Origin of the sequence: Vagococcus allomyrinae, from assembly GCF_017829975.1 — a bacterium.
Taxonomy (GTDB): Bacteria; Bacillota; Bacilli; order Lactobacillales; family Vagococcaceae; genus Vagococcus_D; species Vagococcus_D allomyrinae.
On the sequence record NZ_JAEEGA010000016.1, the window covers coordinates 48,989 to 67,877 of the forward strand.

At 42.2% G+C, this 18,889-nt stretch carries 21 protein-coding genes and 1 other annotated feature; of the genes, 19 read left to right on the top strand and 2 right to left on the bottom strand.

What is annotated here, in order from left to right:
- Positions 1-44: 44 nt before the first annotated feature.
- From I6N95_RS20480 to I6N95_RS20540, 13 genes are all read left to right on the top strand, one after another.
- Positions 45-1,220, top strand: a complete 1,176-nt coding sequence (locus tag I6N95_RS20480; RefSeq protein WP_209531218.1) for a PIN/TRAM domain-containing protein — start codon at positions 45-47, stop codon at positions 1,218-1,220.
- A gap of 136 nt (positions 1,221-1,356) precedes the next feature.
- Positions 1,357-2,067: a 2-C-methyl-D-erythritol 4-phosphate cytidylyltransferase gene (gene ispD, locus I6N95_RS20485; RefSeq protein WP_209531219.1), complete on the top strand. Its 711-nt coding sequence runs from the start codon at positions 1,357-1,359 to the stop codon at positions 2,065-2,067.
- Positions 2,064-2,540, top strand: coding sequence for a 2-C-methyl-D-erythritol 2,4-cyclodiphosphate synthase (gene ispF / locus I6N95_RS20490; RefSeq protein WP_209531220.1), 477 nt, complete (start codon positions 2,064-2,066; stop codon positions 2,538-2,540). The genes ispD and ispF overlap by 4 nt, the downstream gene beginning before the upstream one ends.
- A 15-nt stretch (positions 2,541-2,555) precedes the next feature.
- Positions 2,556-4,019, top strand: a complete 1,464-nt coding sequence (gene gltX, locus I6N95_RS20495) for a glutamate--tRNA ligase (protein ID WP_209531221.1) — start codon at positions 2,556-2,558, stop codon at positions 4,017-4,019.
- Positions 4,020-4,033: 14 nt separating this feature from the next.
- Positions 4,034-4,250, top strand: a binding site (T-box leader).
- A gap of 143 nt (positions 4,251-4,393) precedes the next feature.
- Positions 4,394-4,918 (top strand): serine O-acetyltransferase EpsC, encoded by a 525-nt coding sequence (gene epsC / locus I6N95_RS20500; RefSeq protein WP_209531222.1) that lies wholly within the window; start codon positions 4,394-4,396, stop codon positions 4,916-4,918.
- Positions 4,915-6,324 carry a cysteine--tRNA ligase gene (gene cysS, locus I6N95_RS20505; protein ID WP_209531223.1) on the top strand — a complete coding sequence of 470 codons (1,410 nt, stop codon included), beginning with the start codon at positions 4,915-4,917 and terminating at the stop codon, positions 6,322-6,324. The genes epsC and cysS overlap by 4 nt, the downstream gene beginning before the upstream one ends.
- Complete coding sequence (locus I6N95_RS20510; RefSeq protein ID WP_245249765.1) at positions 6,324-6,731, top strand: Mini-ribonuclease 3; 408 nt, start codon at positions 6,324-6,326, stop codon at positions 6,729-6,731. Before cysS ends, I6N95_RS20510 begins: the two co-directional genes overlap by 1 nt.
- Positions 6,724-7,548 (top strand): 23S rRNA (guanosine(2251)-2'-O)-methyltransferase RlmB, encoded by an 825-nt coding sequence (gene rlmB / locus I6N95_RS20515; RefSeq protein ID WP_209531225.1) that lies wholly within the window; start codon positions 6,724-6,726, stop codon positions 7,546-7,548. The genes I6N95_RS20510 and rlmB overlap by 8 nt, the downstream gene beginning before the upstream one ends.
- Positions 7,549-7,576: 28 nt before the next feature.
- Positions 7,577-8,101 (top strand): NYN domain-containing protein, encoded by a 525-nt coding sequence (locus I6N95_RS20520; RefSeq protein ID WP_209531226.1) that lies wholly within the window; start codon positions 7,577-7,579, stop codon positions 8,099-8,101.
- 416 nt (positions 8,102-8,517) lie between these two features.
- Entirely contained in the window at positions 8,518-9,078 is a 561-nt protein-coding gene (locus I6N95_RS20525) for a sigma-70 family RNA polymerase sigma factor (protein ID WP_209531227.1), read from the top strand.
- A 316-nt stretch (positions 9,079-9,394) separates the two neighbouring features.
- Positions 9,395-9,628, top strand: a complete 234-nt coding sequence (locus tag I6N95_RS20530) for a Veg family protein (RefSeq protein ID WP_209531228.1) — start codon at positions 9,395-9,397, stop codon at positions 9,626-9,628.
- Between the two features lie 106 nt (positions 9,629-9,734).
- On the top strand, positions 9,735-10,190 hold the full coding sequence (locus tag I6N95_RS20535) for a YaiI/YqxD family protein (protein ID WP_209531229.1): 456 nt from the start codon (positions 9,735-9,737) through the stop codon (positions 10,188-10,190).
- Between the two features lie 17 nt (positions 10,191-10,207).
- On the top strand, positions 10,208-10,669 hold the full coding sequence (locus I6N95_RS20540; RefSeq protein ID WP_209531230.1) for a low molecular weight protein-tyrosine-phosphatase: 462 nt from the start codon (positions 10,208-10,210) through the stop codon (positions 10,667-10,669).
- A 303-nt stretch (positions 10,670-10,972) separates the two neighbouring features.
- On the opposite strand, the gene I6N95_RS20545 is transcribed toward I6N95_RS20540, so the two are convergent.
- Positions 10,973-11,620, bottom strand: a complete 648-nt coding sequence (locus tag I6N95_RS20545) for a class A sortase (protein ID WP_347340585.1) — start codon at positions 11,618-11,620, stop codon at positions 10,973-10,975.
- Between the two features lie 396 nt (positions 11,621-12,016).
- Between I6N95_RS20545 and I6N95_RS20550 the strand changes: the two genes are divergently transcribed.
- The 6 genes from I6N95_RS20550 (at position 12,017) to acpS (ending at position 18,358) form a co-directional block, all read left to right on the top strand.
- Positions 12,017-12,790: a hypothetical protein gene (locus I6N95_RS20550; protein ID WP_209531232.1), complete on the top strand. Its 774-nt coding sequence runs from the start codon at positions 12,017-12,019 to the stop codon at positions 12,788-12,790.
- A 291-nt stretch (positions 12,791-13,081) separates the two neighbouring features.
- Complete coding sequence (locus I6N95_RS20555) at positions 13,082-14,134, top strand: D-alanine--D-alanine ligase (protein WP_209531233.1); 1,053 nt, start codon at positions 13,082-13,084, stop codon at positions 14,132-14,134.
- Between the two features lie 171 nt (positions 14,135-14,305).
- Positions 14,306-15,685 (top strand): UDP-N-acetylmuramoyl-tripeptide--D-alanyl-D-alanine ligase, encoded by a 1,380-nt coding sequence (locus tag I6N95_RS20560; RefSeq protein ID WP_209531234.1) that lies wholly within the window; start codon positions 14,306-14,308, stop codon positions 15,683-15,685.
- Positions 15,686-15,823: 138 nt separating this feature from the next.
- Complete coding sequence (gene cshA, locus I6N95_RS20565) at positions 15,824-17,389, top strand: degradosome RNA helicase CshA (protein ID WP_209531235.1); 1,566 nt, start codon at positions 15,824-15,826, stop codon at positions 17,387-17,389.
- A gap of 85 nt (positions 17,390-17,474) precedes the next feature.
- Positions 17,475-18,008 carry a GNAT family N-acetyltransferase gene (locus tag I6N95_RS20570; protein WP_209531236.1) on the top strand — a complete coding sequence of 178 codons (534 nt, stop codon included), beginning with the start codon at positions 17,475-17,477 and terminating at the stop codon, positions 18,006-18,008.
- Complete coding sequence (gene acpS / locus I6N95_RS20575; RefSeq protein WP_209531237.1) at positions 18,005-18,358, top strand: holo-ACP synthase; 354 nt, start codon at positions 18,005-18,007, stop codon at positions 18,356-18,358. Before I6N95_RS20570 ends, acpS begins: the two co-directional genes overlap by 4 nt.
- Positions 18,359-18,382: 24 nt before the next feature.
- On the opposite strand, the gene I6N95_RS20580 is transcribed toward acpS, so the two are convergent.
- Positions 18,383-18,757, bottom strand: a complete 375-nt coding sequence (locus I6N95_RS20580) for a hypothetical protein (RefSeq protein ID WP_209531238.1) — start codon at positions 18,755-18,757, stop codon at positions 18,383-18,385.
- Positions 18,758-18,889: the final 132 nt, after the last annotated feature.

Below are 18,889 nucleotides of genomic sequence, written 5' to 3' on the forward strand. Positions count from 1 at the left end.
CGATAGCGGAGACCGGACCAACAAATTAAAAGGAGGCGATGAGCTTGGAAAAAAGAATATTTTCATTTTTCATGATTTTACTGGGCTTGAGTTTGGGCATCACATTTATGCCTAAAGCGTGGGAATTATTCAATATTGATAACAATATTTTAGACAACTATTTCTCAAATGGACTTATTGGAGCAATTATTTTTCTTATTATATCTTTAGCGACTGGGAAATATGTTATCGCAGCGATTAAACGAGTAGAAAAAAGTTTGAGTGGTCAAAGTTTGACTTATTTATTATTTGGAACTGTTGGTACAGCGGTGGGCTTATTATTAGGGGTACTGGTTTCAGTGCCGCTATTTAACTCTGATTCACCTGTTATTAGTAACATCATTCCAATTATTATCATGACGGTTTTAGCTTATTTAGGATTTAGGGTAGGAACACTTCGACAAGATGAGTTTAAGAAGTTGTTTGCCCCAAAAAATAAACGGAATTCAGAAGATGTCTTGGAGCGGAAAGCGTCAGATACATTCCGCAAGTATAAAGTGTTGGATACAAGTGTGATCATTGATGGTCGGATTTACGATGTAGCTAAAACAGGCTTTATCGAAGGGGTTCTGCTGATCCCTAACTTTGTGTTATACGAGTTGCAATACATTGCCGATTCTGGCGATAGTTTGAAGCGAGTTCGTGGTCGTCGCGGTTTGGATATATTAAATGCCCTTCAAAAAGAAGACAGTGTTCAAGTAGAAATGTACGAAGGTGATTTTGAAGACATTGCCGAAGTGGACAGCAAGTTAATCAAATTAGCGAAGTTGTTAGACGGTGTCGTTGTGACCAACGATTTTAACTTGAATAAGGTGGCAGAATTCCAAAATGTGCCAGTACTGAATATCAACGCTTTAGCCAATGCAGTAAAACCTGTGGTAATTCCGGGTGAAACCATGCGTGTGATGGTCGTTAAAGATGGCACTGAGCGTCAACAAGGGGTAGCTTATCTGGATGATGGCACGATGATAGTCGTGGAAGATGGCCAACATTATATGAATCAGGACATTGAAGTTGTGGTAACCAGTGCCTTACAAACAGCTGCCGGCCGGATGATTTTTGCGAAACCTGTCCATGCCCAAAGAGGATTAAACGAGAACCAACAGGAGTCCCGTAAAGATAAAAATCAGAACCAAAATCAAAACCAAAAAGATAAAAATCAAAAGAAAAAGAAAAAATAAACACCCGTCATAATGTCTCAAGTTGAGACAAAGGACATCGGACCATTAATAGATAAAGGAGAGCCGTTGTTCTTAGCGGTTTTACCGCTTAGAGACAAGGGACATCGGACCATTAATAGATAAAGGAGAGCAGGCTATGGAGTATGAGCTGATTCTGTTAGGTGCAGGTCAAGGGCGACGAATGCGCGCCTCCCGCAACAAGGTACTGCTGGAATTAAATGGTAAGCCGGTTTTGGCCTATGCCTTAGCAACTTTCCTAGCTGACCCAGCTTGTCAGCGCGCCATCGTGGTGATTCAAGAGGATGAGCGTTCTCTTGTAGAGGCGTTGATTGAGACGTACTTTTTTGAATGTGGGACGGCTATCGAGTTGGTGGTAGGCGGCTGTGAGCGTCAAGACAGTGTCTATCAAGGCTTATTGGCGGTGGAGAATCAATCAGGCTATGTCTTTGTTCACGACGGGGCTCGTCCTTTTGTGACGCAAGAAATATTGAAAGCAGTCAGTAAGAGTGTCATGCGCCAACAGGCCGCGATTGTTGGGGTTCCTGTTAAGGACACGATCAAAAAGGCGGAAGGAGGCAATGTGATCGGGACAATTCCCCGAGACACGTTGTGGCAAGTCCAAACGCCCCAAGCTTTTGTTACCCAAGAATTGAAGCAAGCTCACGAACAGGCACAAGCAGAGGGGTATCTGGGAACCGATGATGCTTCGCTAATTGAACAATTTGGCAATCGGAACATCGCCATGGTCGCTGGCAGTTATGAAAACATTAAACTGACCACCCCAGATGATATGATTATGGGAGAAGCGATTGCTAAATGGCGTCTGCAGAGTGGAGGGGGGAAATGAGAATTGGTCAAGGGTTTGATGTTCATCAACTCGTCTCAGGTCGACCGCTGATTATCGGTGGTGTCACCATTCCACATGACAAAGGACTACTCGGTCATTCTGATGGGGATGCTTTATTACACGCTATTACAGATGCGCTTTTAGGAGCGGCTGGCATGGCAGATATTGGACATTTATTTCCTGATACAGATGATTATTTTAAAGATGCCGATTCCGTGGTATTATTAAGTAAAGCTTGGCAAGAGATTAATCGGGCAGGATTTAAGGTCGGCAACATTGATTGCACCATTTTGGCTGAAAAGCCGAAAATGCAGCCTTATTTGCCGGAAATGACAGCGAAAATTGCTCAGGCTTGTGGTTGTCATATCTCTCAAGTTAATGTGAAGGCGACGACGATGGAAACAATGGGTTTTGTCGGTCAAGAAGAAGGTATCGGCGCCCTTGCAGTAGCATTATTAGTAATTACAAAATAGAAAGAGGCTATGATCATGACAAAAAAAGTACGTGTGCGCTATGCACCAAGTCCAACAGGACATTTACACATTGGAAATGCGCGAACTGCGCTATTTAATTATTTATATGCGAAACATCACGATGGTGAGTTTATTATTCGAATTGAAGACACCGATTTAAAACGCAATATTGAAGGTGGCGAAAAAAGTCAATTAGACAATTTAACCTGGTTGGGAATTGATTGGGCAGAAGGTCCAGAAAATCCAGGGAAATATGGCCCTTACCGTCAATCAGAACGTAAGGATATCTACACGCCTTTGGTGGATCAATTGTTAGCCAGCAATTTGGCATATAAATGTTATGCGACGGAAGCAGAGTTAGAAGAAGTCCGTGAAGCGCAAAAAGCACGTGGTGAAATGCCTCATTACAATGGCATGTGTGCTGACTTGACGATCGAAGAACAAGCGGCTTACGAAGCAGAAGGCCGTGAGCACGTGGTTCGTTTCCGCGTACCGAAAAACAAGGAATTCAAATTTAACGACCTCGTAAAAGGGGACATCAGTTTTGAATCTGACAGCGTCGGTGGCGATTTTGTTATTTTAAAACGAGATGGCATGCCGACTTATAACTTTGCTGTGGCTGTCGATGATCACATGATGGAAATTTCTCATGTTCTTCGGGGGGATGACCACATTGCCAATACGCCTAAACAATTGATGATCTATGAAGCATTTGGTTGGGTACCGCCAGTCTTTGGTCACATGACGTTGATCATCAACAGCGAAACAGGTAAAAAACTAAGCAAGCGGGATGAAACCATTTTACAATTTATTGAGCAATACCGTGATTTAGGTTATTTACCAGATGCGATGTTTAACTTTATCGCCTTATTAGGCTGGTCACCAGTTGGGGAAGAAGAACTCTTTACGCCAGCACAAATCATTGAAATGTTTGACGCTGATCGTTTAAGCAAATCGCCAGCCGCTTTTGATGGTAAAAAATTAGAGTGGATTAACAACCAATACATTAAACAATTGGAGTTGGATCAATTAACTGAAATGGCCTTGCCTTTCTTAGTGAAAGCTGATAAAGTAGAAGCCAATCCCGATGCTGAAAAATTAGCGTGGGTGAAAAAGTTAGTCAGCTTGTATCAACCGCAAATGAGTTATGCAGCTGAAATTGTTGAGTTGTCTGATTTGTTCTTTGGGGATCATCCAGTGGCTGATGGTGAAGCTAAAGAGGTTTTAACAGGAGAGACTGTCCCGACGGTTCTAACCGCTTTTAAAGGGCAAATCGAAGCCTTAACCGAATTTGATGTTCCGGCCATTAAAGCAGCCATTAAAGCTGTTCAAAAGGAAACAGGAATTAAAGGGAAAAATCTCTTTATGCCGATTCGAGTGGCTGTTTCAGGGGAAATGCATGGCCCTGAATTAGGTGACACGATCGTGTTACTCGGTAAAGAAAAGACCATCGCTCATTTAGAAAAAGCCTTAGCTTAAAACAGAATAGCAAGACAAACACGTTGAGAAGAATAAGTAAGGAAGTCGTTATTTTGCAGAGAGTCTGTGGGTGGTGTAAACAGACAGTGACAACTCCTGAAATGCCTCTTTGAGTGGTTTTGGTGAATGGCGAAAAGCTTGTAGCTAAAAACGGAATAACAGCCGTTAATTTGTTTTAAAGGTGAGGCATACTCACGAAAAAAAGTGGAACCGCGTGTCAACGTCTTTTTCTTCAAGTTTTGGCTTGAAGAAAAAGACGTTTTTTGAGTTTAATTGATAAAAAAATGCAGGATGGCAAGAGCCAGCTAGTAAATCAGCTAGGACAGTAGAGCTGTTCGAAGCTACCAAAAATAGGAATGATAAAGGAGAGGAAGATGAGAGTTAGAGAGGATATTCAAGTCGTAAAGGAACACGACCCTGCTGCACGAACGACTCTCGAAGTCGTCTTAACCTATCCCGGTGTTCATGCCCTTTGGGCTCACCGGGTCTCCCATTTTTTGTTTAAGCACGGCTTTAAATTGTTGGCCCGCCTTAACTCCCAGTTTTGGCGCTTTATAACGGGGATTGAAATCCATCCAGGAGCCGTCATTGGCCGGCGGGTTTTTATCGATCACGGAATGGGAGTGGTCATTGGGGAGACGGCAGAAGTTGGAGATGACGTGGTGATTTTTCATGGGGTAACCCTTGGTGGCACCGGTAAAGAGTGTGGTAAGCGGCATCCAACGATTAAAAATGGCGTGTTGTTATCAGCTCAGTCCCAGATATTGGGACCGATAACCATTGGCGAAGGGGCTAAAATTGGTGCCTCAGCCGTGGTGTTAAAGGATGTTCCAGCAGGCGCAACCGCCGTGGGGATACCTGCGAAAGTAGTCAAAGTAGAAAAGGAGTCAGATAGATGATCAAAATATATAATACCTTAACTCGTGAAAAAGAAACCTTTATCCCAATTGAATCAGGGAAGGTTAAGATGTACGTTTGTGGACCGACTGTCTATAATTACATCCATATTGGCAACGCCCGCAGTACGATTGCCTTTGATACCATTCGCAAATATTTGGAGTATCGCGGTTATGAGGTTCATTACGTTTCTAACTTTACCGATGTTGACGATAAAATCATTCGTGAAGCTAAAGCGCAAGGCGTGTCGCCTAAAGAACTAGCTGACCGATTTGTGGCGGCTTTTCATGCTGATACGTCAGCGCTGAATGTTAAGCCCGCTTGTGAGCATCCACGAGTGGTGGAGTATATGGCTGACATCATCGAGTTTATTGACGCCTTAATCGAAAAAGAGTATGCTTACCTTTCTCAAGGAGATGTCTACTACCGAACTCGGAAGTTTGCCGATTACGGCAAGTTAAGTGATCAGTCGATTGATGAGCTGGAAATAGGCGCCAGTAATCGAACAGGTGAAGAATTGGCGAAAAAAGAGGATCCGTTGGATTTTGCGTTGTGGAAAAGCGCAAAACCAGAGGAGATTTCTTGGGAATCCCCTTGGGGAGCTGGACGACCAGGCTGGCACATCGAGTGTTCAGTGATGGCTACCAAACTGTTGGGCGATACAATTGATATTCACGGTGGTGGACAGGATTTGGAGTTTCCCCATCATGAAAATGAGATTGCTCAAAGTGAGGCGAAAACAGGCAAAACGTTTGCGAATTACTGGATGCATAACGGTTACTTAACCGTCGGGGAATCTGGCGAAAAAATGAGCAAGTCCTTAGGGAACTTTGTGACGGCCCATGATTTTATCGCGAATGGGGATCCTGAAAGTATTCGTTTTGCGCTGGCGACGACTCAGTACCGCCGACCTATTCCCTTTAATGAAACCACCGTGGCCGATGCTGAGAACAATTTGCAAAAAATTAAAACGGCGTATCAAAATACGGAGTTTCGTCAAAAAGACGGGGCCGCAAGTTTGCCTGAAGATGAGGTTAAGTTGGCTGATTTAGCTTCGCTGCAAGACAAGTTTATCGCAGAGATGGATGACGATTTTAATGCGGCTAACGGAATTACCGTCGTATATGAATTAGTGAAATGGTTAAACAGTTACAATCAAGGGTCACAGATTTCCTTGGTTGTTAGTCAGCAAGCTTTAGGGTTATTGACGGAATGGCTAGGCATTTTTGGGATTGAGCTGGGCAGTCAAGAGCTGTTAGATGAGGCGATTGATCAATTGATGGCTGAACGTGAAGCAGCACGACAAAGTAAAAACTTCGCCCGTAGCGACGAAATTCGTGATTTATTAAAAGAGCAAGGCATTACATTAGAAGATACCCCACAGGGGACCAGATGGAGACGCAATTAATGAAAGAAACCAAGGATTTTAAATTGTTAAACGGTTTAGCATTAGCTTATGTAGGGGATGCGATTTATGAAATCTACATTCGTGATTATTTGATTCGACAGGGGCAGACCAAGCCGAATATGCTTCACCGTCAGGCTACCACCTATGTGTCAGCTAAAGCGCAAAGTTATTTGATGAAAGAGATGATGGCGGCGGAAGTGTTGACTGAAGAAGAATTAGTGATGTATAAACGCGGGCGCAATGCTAAGAGTCATACCTCTGCTAAAAATGCCGATATTACCACCTATCGCGTGTCCACAGGGTTTGAGGCGCTATTTGGTTATTTGCATTTAACGGAGCAGAAAGAGCGCTTAGAAACGCTAGTTCATTGGTGTATTAAGAAGATAGGGGAGAAACAGGATGGTTAGAAAGCAAAAGCAGCCACAGCAAAAACACAAGGGAAATGATCGCAATCAAGGCAAACCTCGTCGGGAGCTAGTTAGCGCCAGCGAGGAAGTCAATGAGGATTTTGCTTTTGGTCGTCATGCTGTTGTGGAGTCATTAAAAAATAATCGCGGCAATAAATTGTTCTTACAAGATGATTTAAGTGGCTCTAAAATTCAGGAATTGAAAGAGCTAGCTGCCGAATTTTCAGTGCCAGTTTCTTGGGCACCTAAGGTGAAGTTGGATAAGCTGACAGATGGAGCGGTTCATCAAGGCGCGGTTTTAGGCATTACGCCATTTGAGTATTTAACCGTCGAAGAATTGATCACTCAGACAAAAGAACGTCGCGAGGAACCTTTCTTTTTGATTTTAGATGGCATTGAAGATCCCCATAATTTTGGGTCAATACTAAGAACGGCCGATGCGGCAGGGGTCGATGGCGTGATCATTCCTAAACACCGAGCTGTGGGGATTACCTCAATCGTCACAAAAACCTCAACGGGAGCGGTGGAACATGTTCCCGTGGCGCGTGTGACAAACTTAAAACAAGCTATTGCAACCTTGAAAGAGCAGCAGTTTTGGGTCTTCGGAACGGATATGAATGGGACTGATTATCGCAGTTGGAACGTTTCTGGCTCGATTGCGCTGATTATTGGCAATGAAGGCAAAGGGATGTCGCCAGGACTAAAAAAAGAAGTTGATGAGATGTTGTCAATTCCAATGGTTGGCCATGTTCAAAGTCTAAATGCAGGCGTGGCGGCTGGTTTATTGATGTATGAAGTATTCCGTAAACGCAGTTAAACACTAAACTTGAAGGAGGTGGGTCTGAATGAAACGACAGATTTTATTGGTGGATGGTTATAATATGATCGGTGCTTGGCAAGAGCTGACGCTTTTGAAGAATCAAGAAAAGCTGGCAGATGCACGAGATTTATTACTCTTTAAATTATCCAATTATGCAAAGTATGAAGGCATTGAGGTCATTGTTGTTTTTGATGCCCAGCTCGTTCCAGGGATTCAACAAGAATATCGCAAATATCAATTGACCGTCATTTTTACGAAAACTGATGAAACAGCTGACAGTTATATTGAGAGAGCCGCAGGCGAATTGATGTCCCGCTTAACTCAAGTAACCGTTGCTACAAGTGATTTAGCCGAACAGTGGTTAGTGTTTTCGAAAGGGGCTTTACGAAAGTCGGCGAATGAACTGCTTCAGGATATCCAATTGACGAGAAAAAAAATTGAGCAAGAAACCAACTCATTTCGTTTAGCCAATGCCCATCGCAATTCTGCTTGGGACTTGGACCAATTGAATGATTTACAACAGTTATTAAAAGACTTATCAGACTCTTGAGTGCCTAATATCAAGAATTTGGTTAGTCTTTATTTTTTACAATTAGCTAAAGAACAAAGAGCGGAAAGAATTAATGTTCTCTTTTTTGGGAATTATGCTCGTGATATTATGTAGCTCCCATTATATAATCATGATCAATCGTTAAACTTCTAGCTAAAAAGAAGCTGAAACCAACAGTCTTTGCTCGTAATTACGGTGATAATCCAGTGGAACTATCTGTTCAAATTATTTTGCGGGATGTGTCTATATAGTTCCCATTAAATAATCATCCTTTACCGTTAAACTTTCAGCCAGAAAAAAGCTGAAAGTATCACTCTTGGCGGATGATTATGCGAATTATCCAACGGAACTATATGTTTGAGTATTTAACATGATGTGTCTATCAGAAAAGAAAGATAGTCTTGGGAAGGAGAGACATGATTGAAAAAAAAGATCGTGACGTTTTTGACCGCGTGTATTCAGATGAGTTCGAACGGGAATTTGAAACATGTAAGGGGATTATTTTTGCTTTGATGAAACGCTATCATCTAATCGGTTACGACCGAGATGATTGGTTGCAAGAAGGACGACTTGTCTTTTGGAAATCAAAGGAAAGCTTTGACGAATCGAAAGGAATCAGTTTGCTTGGCTTCTTTTCAATTAATTTTAGACGTCATATTATCTCCCTGTTTAGAACTCAAATGGCACAGAAGAGGAATTGTGGCTTAGCAACGGTTTCATTAGAAGAACTAGCTGAACGGAAAGGTGACTCAAGCAAGAAAGTAGCTGCTGATCAAGAGGATGGCACTGAAGGGGTGATGTTGCGGGACTCATTAAAAGGGTTCTCAGATTCATTATCTGGTTTTGAATTAATTGTTTGGTTAAATTTATTATTGGGCAAGTCATCAGAGGAAATTAGTGAAGGGGCCCAGTTGACTGCCGGGCAAGTTTGCAATGCGGTTGATCGGGTTAAAAGGAAAATTCGAAATGCATTATAGACATGATCGTGACTGAGGCATTCCACTGTCTTCGAGGTAGACACCTTTGCGTTTGAGCTGGCAGCCGGGAAGCTTCGAAGCAAGGGATGCCAGTTGGATAAGACGCTTAAATTTTAAGTCAACGTTTCTTAACTGTGTTGGAAAAGAGGACGGTGCGACAGGTAATCGGCCAAAAACAGAAAAATAAAGTTTGTGAAAGGGCATAAAAAAGGCACAATTATAAAAAATGCTTAATGTTTATTGCATTTAGAATAATTTTGTGATAAACTTGAAATTTTCTGAAAATTATGATATAATTTTGCCAGAGGTGAATTGGATGCCAACAACATTATCAACAATTAAAAAGAAAATGGAAGATCGCATCGGAAGTAAGATTATGTTAGTCGCTCAAACAGGTCGTAAGCGTCAAACAGAACATCGCGGAACGTTGACTGAAACATATCCAGCTGTTTTTGTTGTCGATTTAGATCAAGGTGAAAACTCTTTCGAAAGAGTCTCCTACAGTTATACTGACATCTTAACTCACACTGTAGAGGTTGAATTTTTATAAACCTTCTACATAACGATACGTAAAATAACTAGCCTATCATCTTAAGGCTTTTTATTTTGTCTAAAAATAAGGGAAATGCTTAATTAACAAGAGAGGAGGAAGTGTCATGGAAATTTATATTGATGGCGATGCTTGCCCAGTGAAAGAAGAAATCTATCGAGATGCCAAAGCTGCTGGGATCCAGGTAACCTTGGTCACTAGTCTGTCTCATTTTTCTGGCAAGGAGTTACCTGATAATGTCAAAGTGGTCTATGTTGACGAAGGGGCCGATTCGGCGGATTATCGAATTGTGGCCCTGACTAAACCGGGGGACATGCTGATTACGCAAGATTACGGCTTGGCCTCTTTAGTTCTGCCTAAAGGCGTAAGAGTGATGCATCATTTAGGGTATGAATACACTCAGGAAAATATTGGTCAGTTACTGGAGTCACGTTATGTCGGGGCTCAATTGCGAAAAGGTGGGCAACGGACGAAAGGGCCTAAAAAATACACGACTAGTGATCGTGAGAAATTTCGGAAAAATTTCAAGAAAATCTTGAAAGAAAGACCAACAAAAAAATGATGGTTGGAGGAGAGCAGATGACAAATGTCTTATTTGTTTGTTTGGGAAATATTTGTCGATCACCGATGGCGGAAGCGATCTTTCGTCAAAAAGTCATTGATAATGGGTTAGCTGATCAGTTTCAGATTGAATCACGGGCAACAAGTCGTTGGGAAGAGGGGGATCCACCTCATAAAGGAACCCGTAAGCTCCTCAGTTCAAAAGGGATCCACTGCGAAGACATTCGTTCGGAACAAATGAGCATTAGTGATTTTCAGACGTTTGACTGGATCATCGGAATGGATGACCAAAATAAAAAAGACTTACTAGAAATGGCGCCAGCAGGGACCGCTGAGAAGGTTTACCTGCTGCTGGAAGTATTGCCTGAGGAACCGTACCGAGAAGTGCCCGATCCGTATTATACAGGGGATTTTGACCTAACCTTTGAGTTGGTGGATAAGGCTACCTCTAAGTGGTTAGAAGTTGTGCAATCCAATTAAAAAGCATGTCGCCTTGGCGACATGCTTTTTTACTTTATAGGAAAGTATAAAGCTTTCTCTATATCGTAGTTTGGATCCAGCTTCACGAGGCACCACTACGCTTCGCTTCGATCTCAACAAATTCTAAGTGCTAAAGCACTAAGCTTTGAAGGTCGAAGTAAGACAAAATTATTTTAGTGACAAAGGCCTCTATGCTTAATGCTTTAGCATTTAGCGATAGCGGACATCGAAGCGTAGCGTAGTAGCATCACTTAACTATTTTGCTATTTTTCTTTCAGGGCTGAACGCCTCGTTCAGCTTTTCTTAATTAAAGGTATTGGTTTCCAAGTTAAAGGCATTGGTCATAGCCGTCGTGGCTTTTTTACCAGAGACCTTGTTGACAAATTCCCCTTGAATGATCAGGCGCTCAGTTCCAGAAAAATCACAGGTTACTAAGGTTAATAGTTTTTTGCCTTCCACATCTTCAATCACTTCAGATTGACTAGGGTCCACATATTTTTTCATCACGACTTTATAGGTGTAAATGTATTCTAAGTCGGTCAAATACATCAAGGTTTCTGCTGATTCAGGTGCGGGAATATTGCTCAAGGGAGCGAACAGTAAGCTGCCATCATTCATATTGTGGCTGGCTAAGGCGTAGTTGCCTTCTCCCATTTGTTGTCCTTCTTTCATTGTTCCAGCCCCCGCAGACAAGGCGTAGTTGGACAGTCCTTTATAAATTGGCAAATTTAAGCCGATATCTGGAATGGCGATGCCACCGACGACATACAGCTGATCTTGGTAGACGCGTGATTTAACAACTGTCTCAAAGTCCAAGGATTCCACTGCATCGAAATCAAAACTAACGTCTTTTTCCATATTCAGTTCAATGTCTTTTCGTGACAGATGTTCAATGCGGTTTTTGTTGGACATCCATTTGACGATTTGATTCTTAATTTGATTATTAAACACTAAAGCCAGGCCTACGACGAGCATTAAAGCTAATAATACATTGATGATTTTATTTTTTAAGGATGATTTTTTTTTCTTGGATCTTGATTGTGACCGTCTACTTTTTGCGATGGGAATGGCCTCCTTCTTAAAGGCTGGAAAGGATTACTCCTGAGCCTTCATGTTATTTCGCAATCTGATGTTCGCGAAACATTCTCATTCTATCATATAATATCACACTCAAATGTTCAATGTAAACGTTCCGGGAGTGTCTTAAGAAAAGTTTATTACAAACGTATGTCTGGTAAACGGTTTCTAAAGTGGGAATGTAATCAAAACTTAAAAAAGAATAGGCCCAAATTGTTCGTGAAATGGGGTAGAATGGTATATAGTAGTGGATAGAAAGAGGTGATGGCGATGGCGTATATTTACATTCATTTGGATACAATTAGTAACTCAGTACTCTCTAAGGGGTTAAGTATAGCTGATTTTGCGCTGTCAGTTCCTGAAAAACCTCAAAATATTTTACTGTTAGACCCGAATGCTGTTGAAGGTGAATTTGAATCTCATACTGGTTTGAAGATGATTCGTGGTCAAGGACCGGTAGAGGATTATTATAATAGTCACGCGGCGAAACGGGAAATTGAAACGAAATGGATTGATTTTCGAGACATTCATTTTTTGCAGCAATTAACACCGATGGAGATTGCGGAATTACTTTACTTTAGTCATATGGCGACCCAGCTCCATTCACCATTTTTTTATAAATTGCAAAATAATTTTGTTTATTTTGAAAAAAAAGATACTTTGGCTAAAGTTTTTTACCGACATCTGGATGATTTTTATGAGATAGTGGCTGAAAAAGTTCGCTCAAAGGTGTATCAGAAGATTAATGAACGGAAATCCTTTTTTAAAGCAGCCACACCAGTTGCAAGCATGGAGGCTAACCTGATGAAAGAATTTCGGTCAGTTTTTCAGGAAGGCGTTGTTTTAGATTTTAACCAACAAGAACTAAGGGATCAACTTTACAGTATCCCAGTCTACGTTGTAGAAGACCAGGTTAAAACGATTGATAATCGAAAATTCCGTCAAGAAGATCGCATTGCGTTGATAACCTATGATTTGACGGCTAAAACTTGGTCAGTTCAACAAGATGAGTGGGATGCATTACCTAATTTAAAGCAAGTATGATCCTGTGATGGGATATATGCTGTGACCATACGTAGGAAAAAGACTGAATACCGCCTGAAATTAGTAGGGAAATTCAAGTCTTTTTTTTATCTCGAAAAATTGTTATAATATGTCTAATCGCCAGGGGTTAAATTTTGACTCTGATGGGAAAGCGTTGTACAATTTAAAATTGTCTGTTGAAATACTAACTGTTAAGTATCTGTAGGAATAAATAGAATAGATGTTGCATTTGTTAAAAAGTGTTTCGCGATGGGGCTACAGTTGATCGCTAGACCAAGAGGAGGAAATGATTTGAAAATCATCGCAATTTATGGTGGAAAGAGTGCTGAACATGACATTTCGATTTTGTCGACATTTTCAATGTTACAAGCAGTCTATTACGAATATTATGAAGTCCAATTAATATATATCACGAAAGCTGGTCAATGGTTAAAAGGTGCTTTATTGAAAGAAGCCCCTAAATCTGAAGCTGATTTGCGTTTGACACCAGAAACAGCTGAATTGATTGTGCCATCGGCGATTAAAGAAGAGGATAGTATCGTTTTTCCGATCTTACATGGACCAAATGGCGAAGATGGCACCATTCAAGGCTTATTGGAAATTTTAGCGGTCCCTTATGTGGGGGCGGGAGTCTTGGCTAGCGCCTGCGGCATGGATAAAATTATGACCAAGTATATTTTGCAACAAATTGGGATTCCGCAAGTTCCTTATGTATCAGTGGTTAAAACCAAGTGGAAAGATACGCCTGAGGAAGTCTTTGGCCAGTGTGAAGGGTCATTGGTTTATCCGATGTTTGTCAAGCCAGCTAATATGGGCTCAAGTGTAGGCATCAGCCGCGCCGAAACCCGAGAAGAATTGCAAGCGGCCATTGAAGAGGCGTTTCGTTTTGATCAGCGAGTCGTGGTTGAACAGGGGATTGAAGCTCGAGAAATCGAAGTGGCGATTTTAGGTAACGAAGAAGTTCGGACAACGGTCGCAGGTGAAATTGTGAAAACAGTCGATTTTTACGATTATGAATCCAAATACATCGATAATACTGTCACCTTGCAAATTCCAGCTGAAATTCCCGAGGAGATCCATCAAAAGGCTCGGGAGTATGCTAAACAAGCGTATTTGGCGCTCGATGGTAGTGGCTTGAGTCGTTGTGACTTTTTCTTGACTAGCAATAACGAATTGTTCTTAAATGAATTAAACACAATGCCTGGCTTCACTCCTTTTAGCATGTACCCGTTATTATGGGAAGAAATGGGCATTAAGTACGGAGATCTAATTGAAGAATTGTTACAACTTGGTTTGATGCGCTTTAAACAGCGACAAAAACTAGCGATGACGTATGACGAATAATCAATAGAGGCTGGACGATTTCGTTCAGCTTTTCTGATGTTTAACAAGGGTTGAGAAATTAGAAACAGTCACAAGTTGAGACGTAGCGGTTGATCGGGTTGGCGATCATCTAGTTTGGTTGCTCTGAGTAGTCACTGCTTTGCGGCTCTTATTTCACGAGGAGGGATTTAGATGAATTTATCGATAAAGGAAATCGCCACGGCGGTAGGGGCTCAAAATAGCTGGCAGGATTGGGCCAAGCTGACGGTTACGGATGTGGAGTTTGATACGCGTAAAGTAGGGGCAGGGTCGCTTTTTGTGCCGCTTCAAGGTGGAGCTCGTGACGGTCATGAGTTTATTCAGACCGCCATCGATCAGGGAGCAATGGTTGCTTTTTGGAGCGAGACAGTTTCAGAACGACCGGTTGATTTTCCTGTGCTAGTCGTGGCTGATACGTTGGTTGCCTTTCAGCAACTGGCTCAGTATTATTTAGCTAAATGTGAGCCAAAAGTCATCGGTGTAACAGGGAGCAATGGCAAAACGACGACAAAAGACATGATTGCCAGTGTCTTAGGCCAGCAGTTTAAGACCTATAAAACCCAAGGGAATTATAATAATCATATCGGTTTACCTTATACCATTTTGCATATGCCGGCTAACACCGAGATGCTCGTGTTGGAAATGGGGATGGACCATTTTGGTGAAATTGAGGTTTTGAGTCAGTTAGCAAAACCGGATGTAGCGGCGATCACCATGATTGGCGAGTCTCACATCGAATTTTTAGGAAGTCGTCAAGGCATTGCTCAAGCGAAGATGGAGATTGTTGCTGGTTTAAATCCCGACGGCTTATTGGTTGTGCCAGGTGATGAGCCGCTGTTAGCTCCCTTGTTGGCTCCGCTGACAGTGGACGTGATCAAATTTGGCCAGCCTTCTACCAGTCAAATCAGTGGTCAGTTGATTGCGGAAACGAAAGCGACGACGACGTTCACCGTGGCGGCTTTAGGGGAACTGGCGGTGACAATCCCAGTCTTAGGTCACTACAATATGAACAATGCCTTGATCGCTCTGGTCATCGGCGATTATTTTGGCATTCCGCTTGACAAGATGGCTCATGGGTTGGCAACGATGAACCTGACTGCAAGTCGAACAGAATGGCTAAAGGCTTGGAATGGGGCAGAAATTTTGAGCGATGTGTACAATGCTAATCCAACGGCAATGGGCTTAGTTTTAGATACCTTCAGTCAATTGCCAACAGCAGGCAATCGTTTAGTCGTCTTGGCTGATATGGGAGAACTAGGGGAACAGTCGGCGTCTTTACATGAGAGCATGGCCGCCCATATTGAGGCCACCAAGATCAAGTCAGTCTACCTGTTCGGCCAACAGATGGAAGTCCTCTACCGCGCCTTATTGCCTGTTTTTGGCCCTGAAAGAGTGACTCATTTCAATCTGGCAAGCAAGTCGGAACTCATGGCGCAATTAAGAGCGGACTTGCAACCGACAGACATGCTAATGCTAAAAGGCAGCAATAGTATGAAACTAATTGAAATCGTTGAAAATCTAATTGAAAACTAAAAGCTTGTTTTCATTGTAAATTTGTCTAAACCATGGTATACTAGGACGGATGTGGACAATTAGGATAACGTAGGATGACTGCGTGTTAAATATTTATGAGCATTTAGAAGTGTTTTAAAGAAACTAGGAGGATATCATTTGAAATTTGAAGAATTAGGTTTAGTACCAGAGTTATTAAGTGCTGTGAAACAGTCAGGATTTGAGGAAGCAACGCCCGTCCAAGCAGGCACAATTCCTTTGGCATTAGAAGGAAAAGATGTAATTGGACAAGCTCAGACAGGAACTGGTAAAACAGCGGCTTTTGGGCTACCTATGCTACAAAAAATTGATCCAAAGAACCGCTCAGTTCAAGGATTAGTGATTGCACCAACCCGTGAGTTAGCAATCCAAACTCAAGAAGAGTTATATCGTTTAGGCCGTGACAAACGCGTACGCGTTCAAGTTGTCTACGGTGGTGCAGATATTGGTCGTCAGATTCGTGCTTTAAAAGATGGCCCACATATTGTAGTCGGTACCCCAGGTCGTTTAATCGACCACATTAACCGCAAAACATTGAAATTGGAAAACGTTGAAACCCTCGTCTTAGATGAAGCGGATGAAATGTTAAACATGGGCTTCTTGGAAGATATTGAAAAAATTATCGCCCAAACGCCAGCTAACAGACAGACATTGCTGTTTTCAGCAACCATGCCTGATCCGATTAAACGCATTGGGGTTAAGTTTATGAAAAACCCTGAACATGTGGCGATCAAAGCGACAGAAATGACCGCTAATCTGATCGATCAGTATTATGTTCGCAGTAAAGACTTTGAGAAATTTGACTTTATGACCCGTTTATTAGACGTTCAATCACCAGAGTTGACGATCGTTTTCGGTCGTACTAAACGTCGTGTTGACGAATTGGCTCGTGGGTTAGAATTACGTGGCTACAAAGCAGAAGGCATTCATGGTGATTTGTCTCAACAAAAACGGATGAGCGTCTTAAAAGCATTTAAGAGTGGTCGTTTGGACATTTTGGTTGCCACAGACGTAGCGGCTCGTGGTTTGGATATCTCAGGGGTGACTCACGTTTACAACTTTGATATTCCACAAGACCCAGAGAGTTATGTTCACCGGATTGGTCGGACCGGTCGTGCCGGTAAAGATGGGATGTCCGTAACTTTTGTGACACCTAACGAAATGAGTTACTTGCATACAATTGAAAACTTGACTAAGAAAAAAATGACGGCTTTACGTCCGCCAAGTCAAAAGGAAGCCATTGAAGGCCAAATTGGGGCAGCGATCGAGACGATTCAAGGTCAATTACAAGCGAATGGCTTAGAGAACTATCAAGCAGCAGCTAGTGAGCTATTAGAGCAATACACAGCAGAAGATATTGCGGCTCTTTTAGTTAAAAGTGTTGCCAAAGAAAGTTCTGAAGAGGTGCCAGTTAAAATTACCCCTGAACGTCCGTTACCAGCAGGTAAACGTGGCGGCAATGGTGGTAATCGTGGCGGCAACCGTGGTGGAAATCGTGGTGGCGGCGGCCGTCGTGATAACAACCGCAGTGGCGGCAACGGAGGCAACCGTGGTGGCGACCGTCGTCGCAGCAATAGTAGCTGGGACAATAAACAAGGCGGGAAAAAACGCCCCGAAGGCGCAAAGAAATCAACTGCCCCTAAAAAAGGCAACCGTGACTTTGTGATTCGCACAACCAATAAATAATGAGAAGCGAAAGTTGAAAAACTTTCGCTTTTTTCTATCTATCCGTCAACTCATCAGGTAAAATTGAGAGAAGAGGAGTGGTGGCATGAGTGAGCTTTTTGAGACAGAGCGTTTGAGCTTGCGGAAAGTCAGTCTGAAAGATAAGGGAAAACTTAGTCCACTACTGGGGCAGGAAGAACTGATGAAATGGTTTGGCGGACCGTTAAGGGGGAAACAGGTGACGGCGTGGATTGATGAAAATATCCGTCGTTACAAGGCTGATGGCTACAGCTATTTAGTGGTCGAGGCTAAAGAGTCTAAGGAATTAATTGGCTTGATGGGATTGCTTTATGAAGAAATTGAAGGGCAGACGTATTTGGGAATCGCCTATTTGGTCGCACCTGAAAAACAAGGATTTGGGTACGCCAAAGAGGGGATAAAGGCGTTGCTTGATGAGGGGTTTCAAAAAGGCGCTGGCATGATAGTCGCCCAGATTGCCAAGGAGAACCAAGCATCTCGTAGCTTGGTTCAATCATTCGGTTTTACCTTTAAGCGGGCGTATAAACGACCACAACAGGATAAACTAACCGTCTATGAGATTTACCAAATGGAGTCTGTTCAATGGGAGGAACAAAGATGATTGTGGGAATTGGTGTTGATCTGGTTGAAATGGATCGCATGGAAAAAATAATTGCTGAAAAGCCTAAGTTTGTAGAACGAGTCTTAACTGTGGCTGAGTTAAGGCGGTTTAATGAATTGAAGGGACGACGTCAGTGTGAATACTTGGCAGGACGCTTTGCCTGTAAAGAGGCTTTTTCAAAAGCTTATGGAACGGGGATCGGAAAAGTCGGCTTGCAAGATATTGAGATCTTATCGGCTGATAATGGTCGGCCGCTGATCACCCAAAGTCCGTTTGAGGGTCGGGTGCATGTGTCAATTTCCCACACCGATACGACGGCCATCGGTCAGGTGATTTTAGAAGAAATATAAAAAAACTATCCTGAGAGATAGTTTTTAAGTGATTTGACGCTGTTCTTTTTTCGCTAATTTTTGTTTAAGGAAACTGACTTTACGTATATGGTCAATGGGAATCATGCGGATTTTTTTGGTTTGTTGATCTGATAGAATGATCATATCAGGGTTGTTTTTATTTTGCTTGAGTTTGCCAGCAGCCGTTTCAAACTCGCTATTAGGAGTGTTTGTGGCGGCTATCTGTAAGACGACAAATGAATTTTGCGAGCAGGCTTGATGAATTTGTTTGCGCAGTTTTTCTTTATCTTTGTTTAATTTGATATCATCATTTAAAAAAGCAGCGAGCAATTTCTGCGAAGAATCAGATAGAGCTTTGGTAAAATGCTTGACGCTGTTTTTTGATCGTTCCTTAGCCAATTAACTCACCTCCTGATTAGAGTCATAGTTGATGACTTCATTATACAGAACATTCGTTCCATAAGTCAAATATTCTTGAGGAATTTGGCACTATTCGTCGGCCTTATTTCTAGGGGGATTTAAATAGGAACA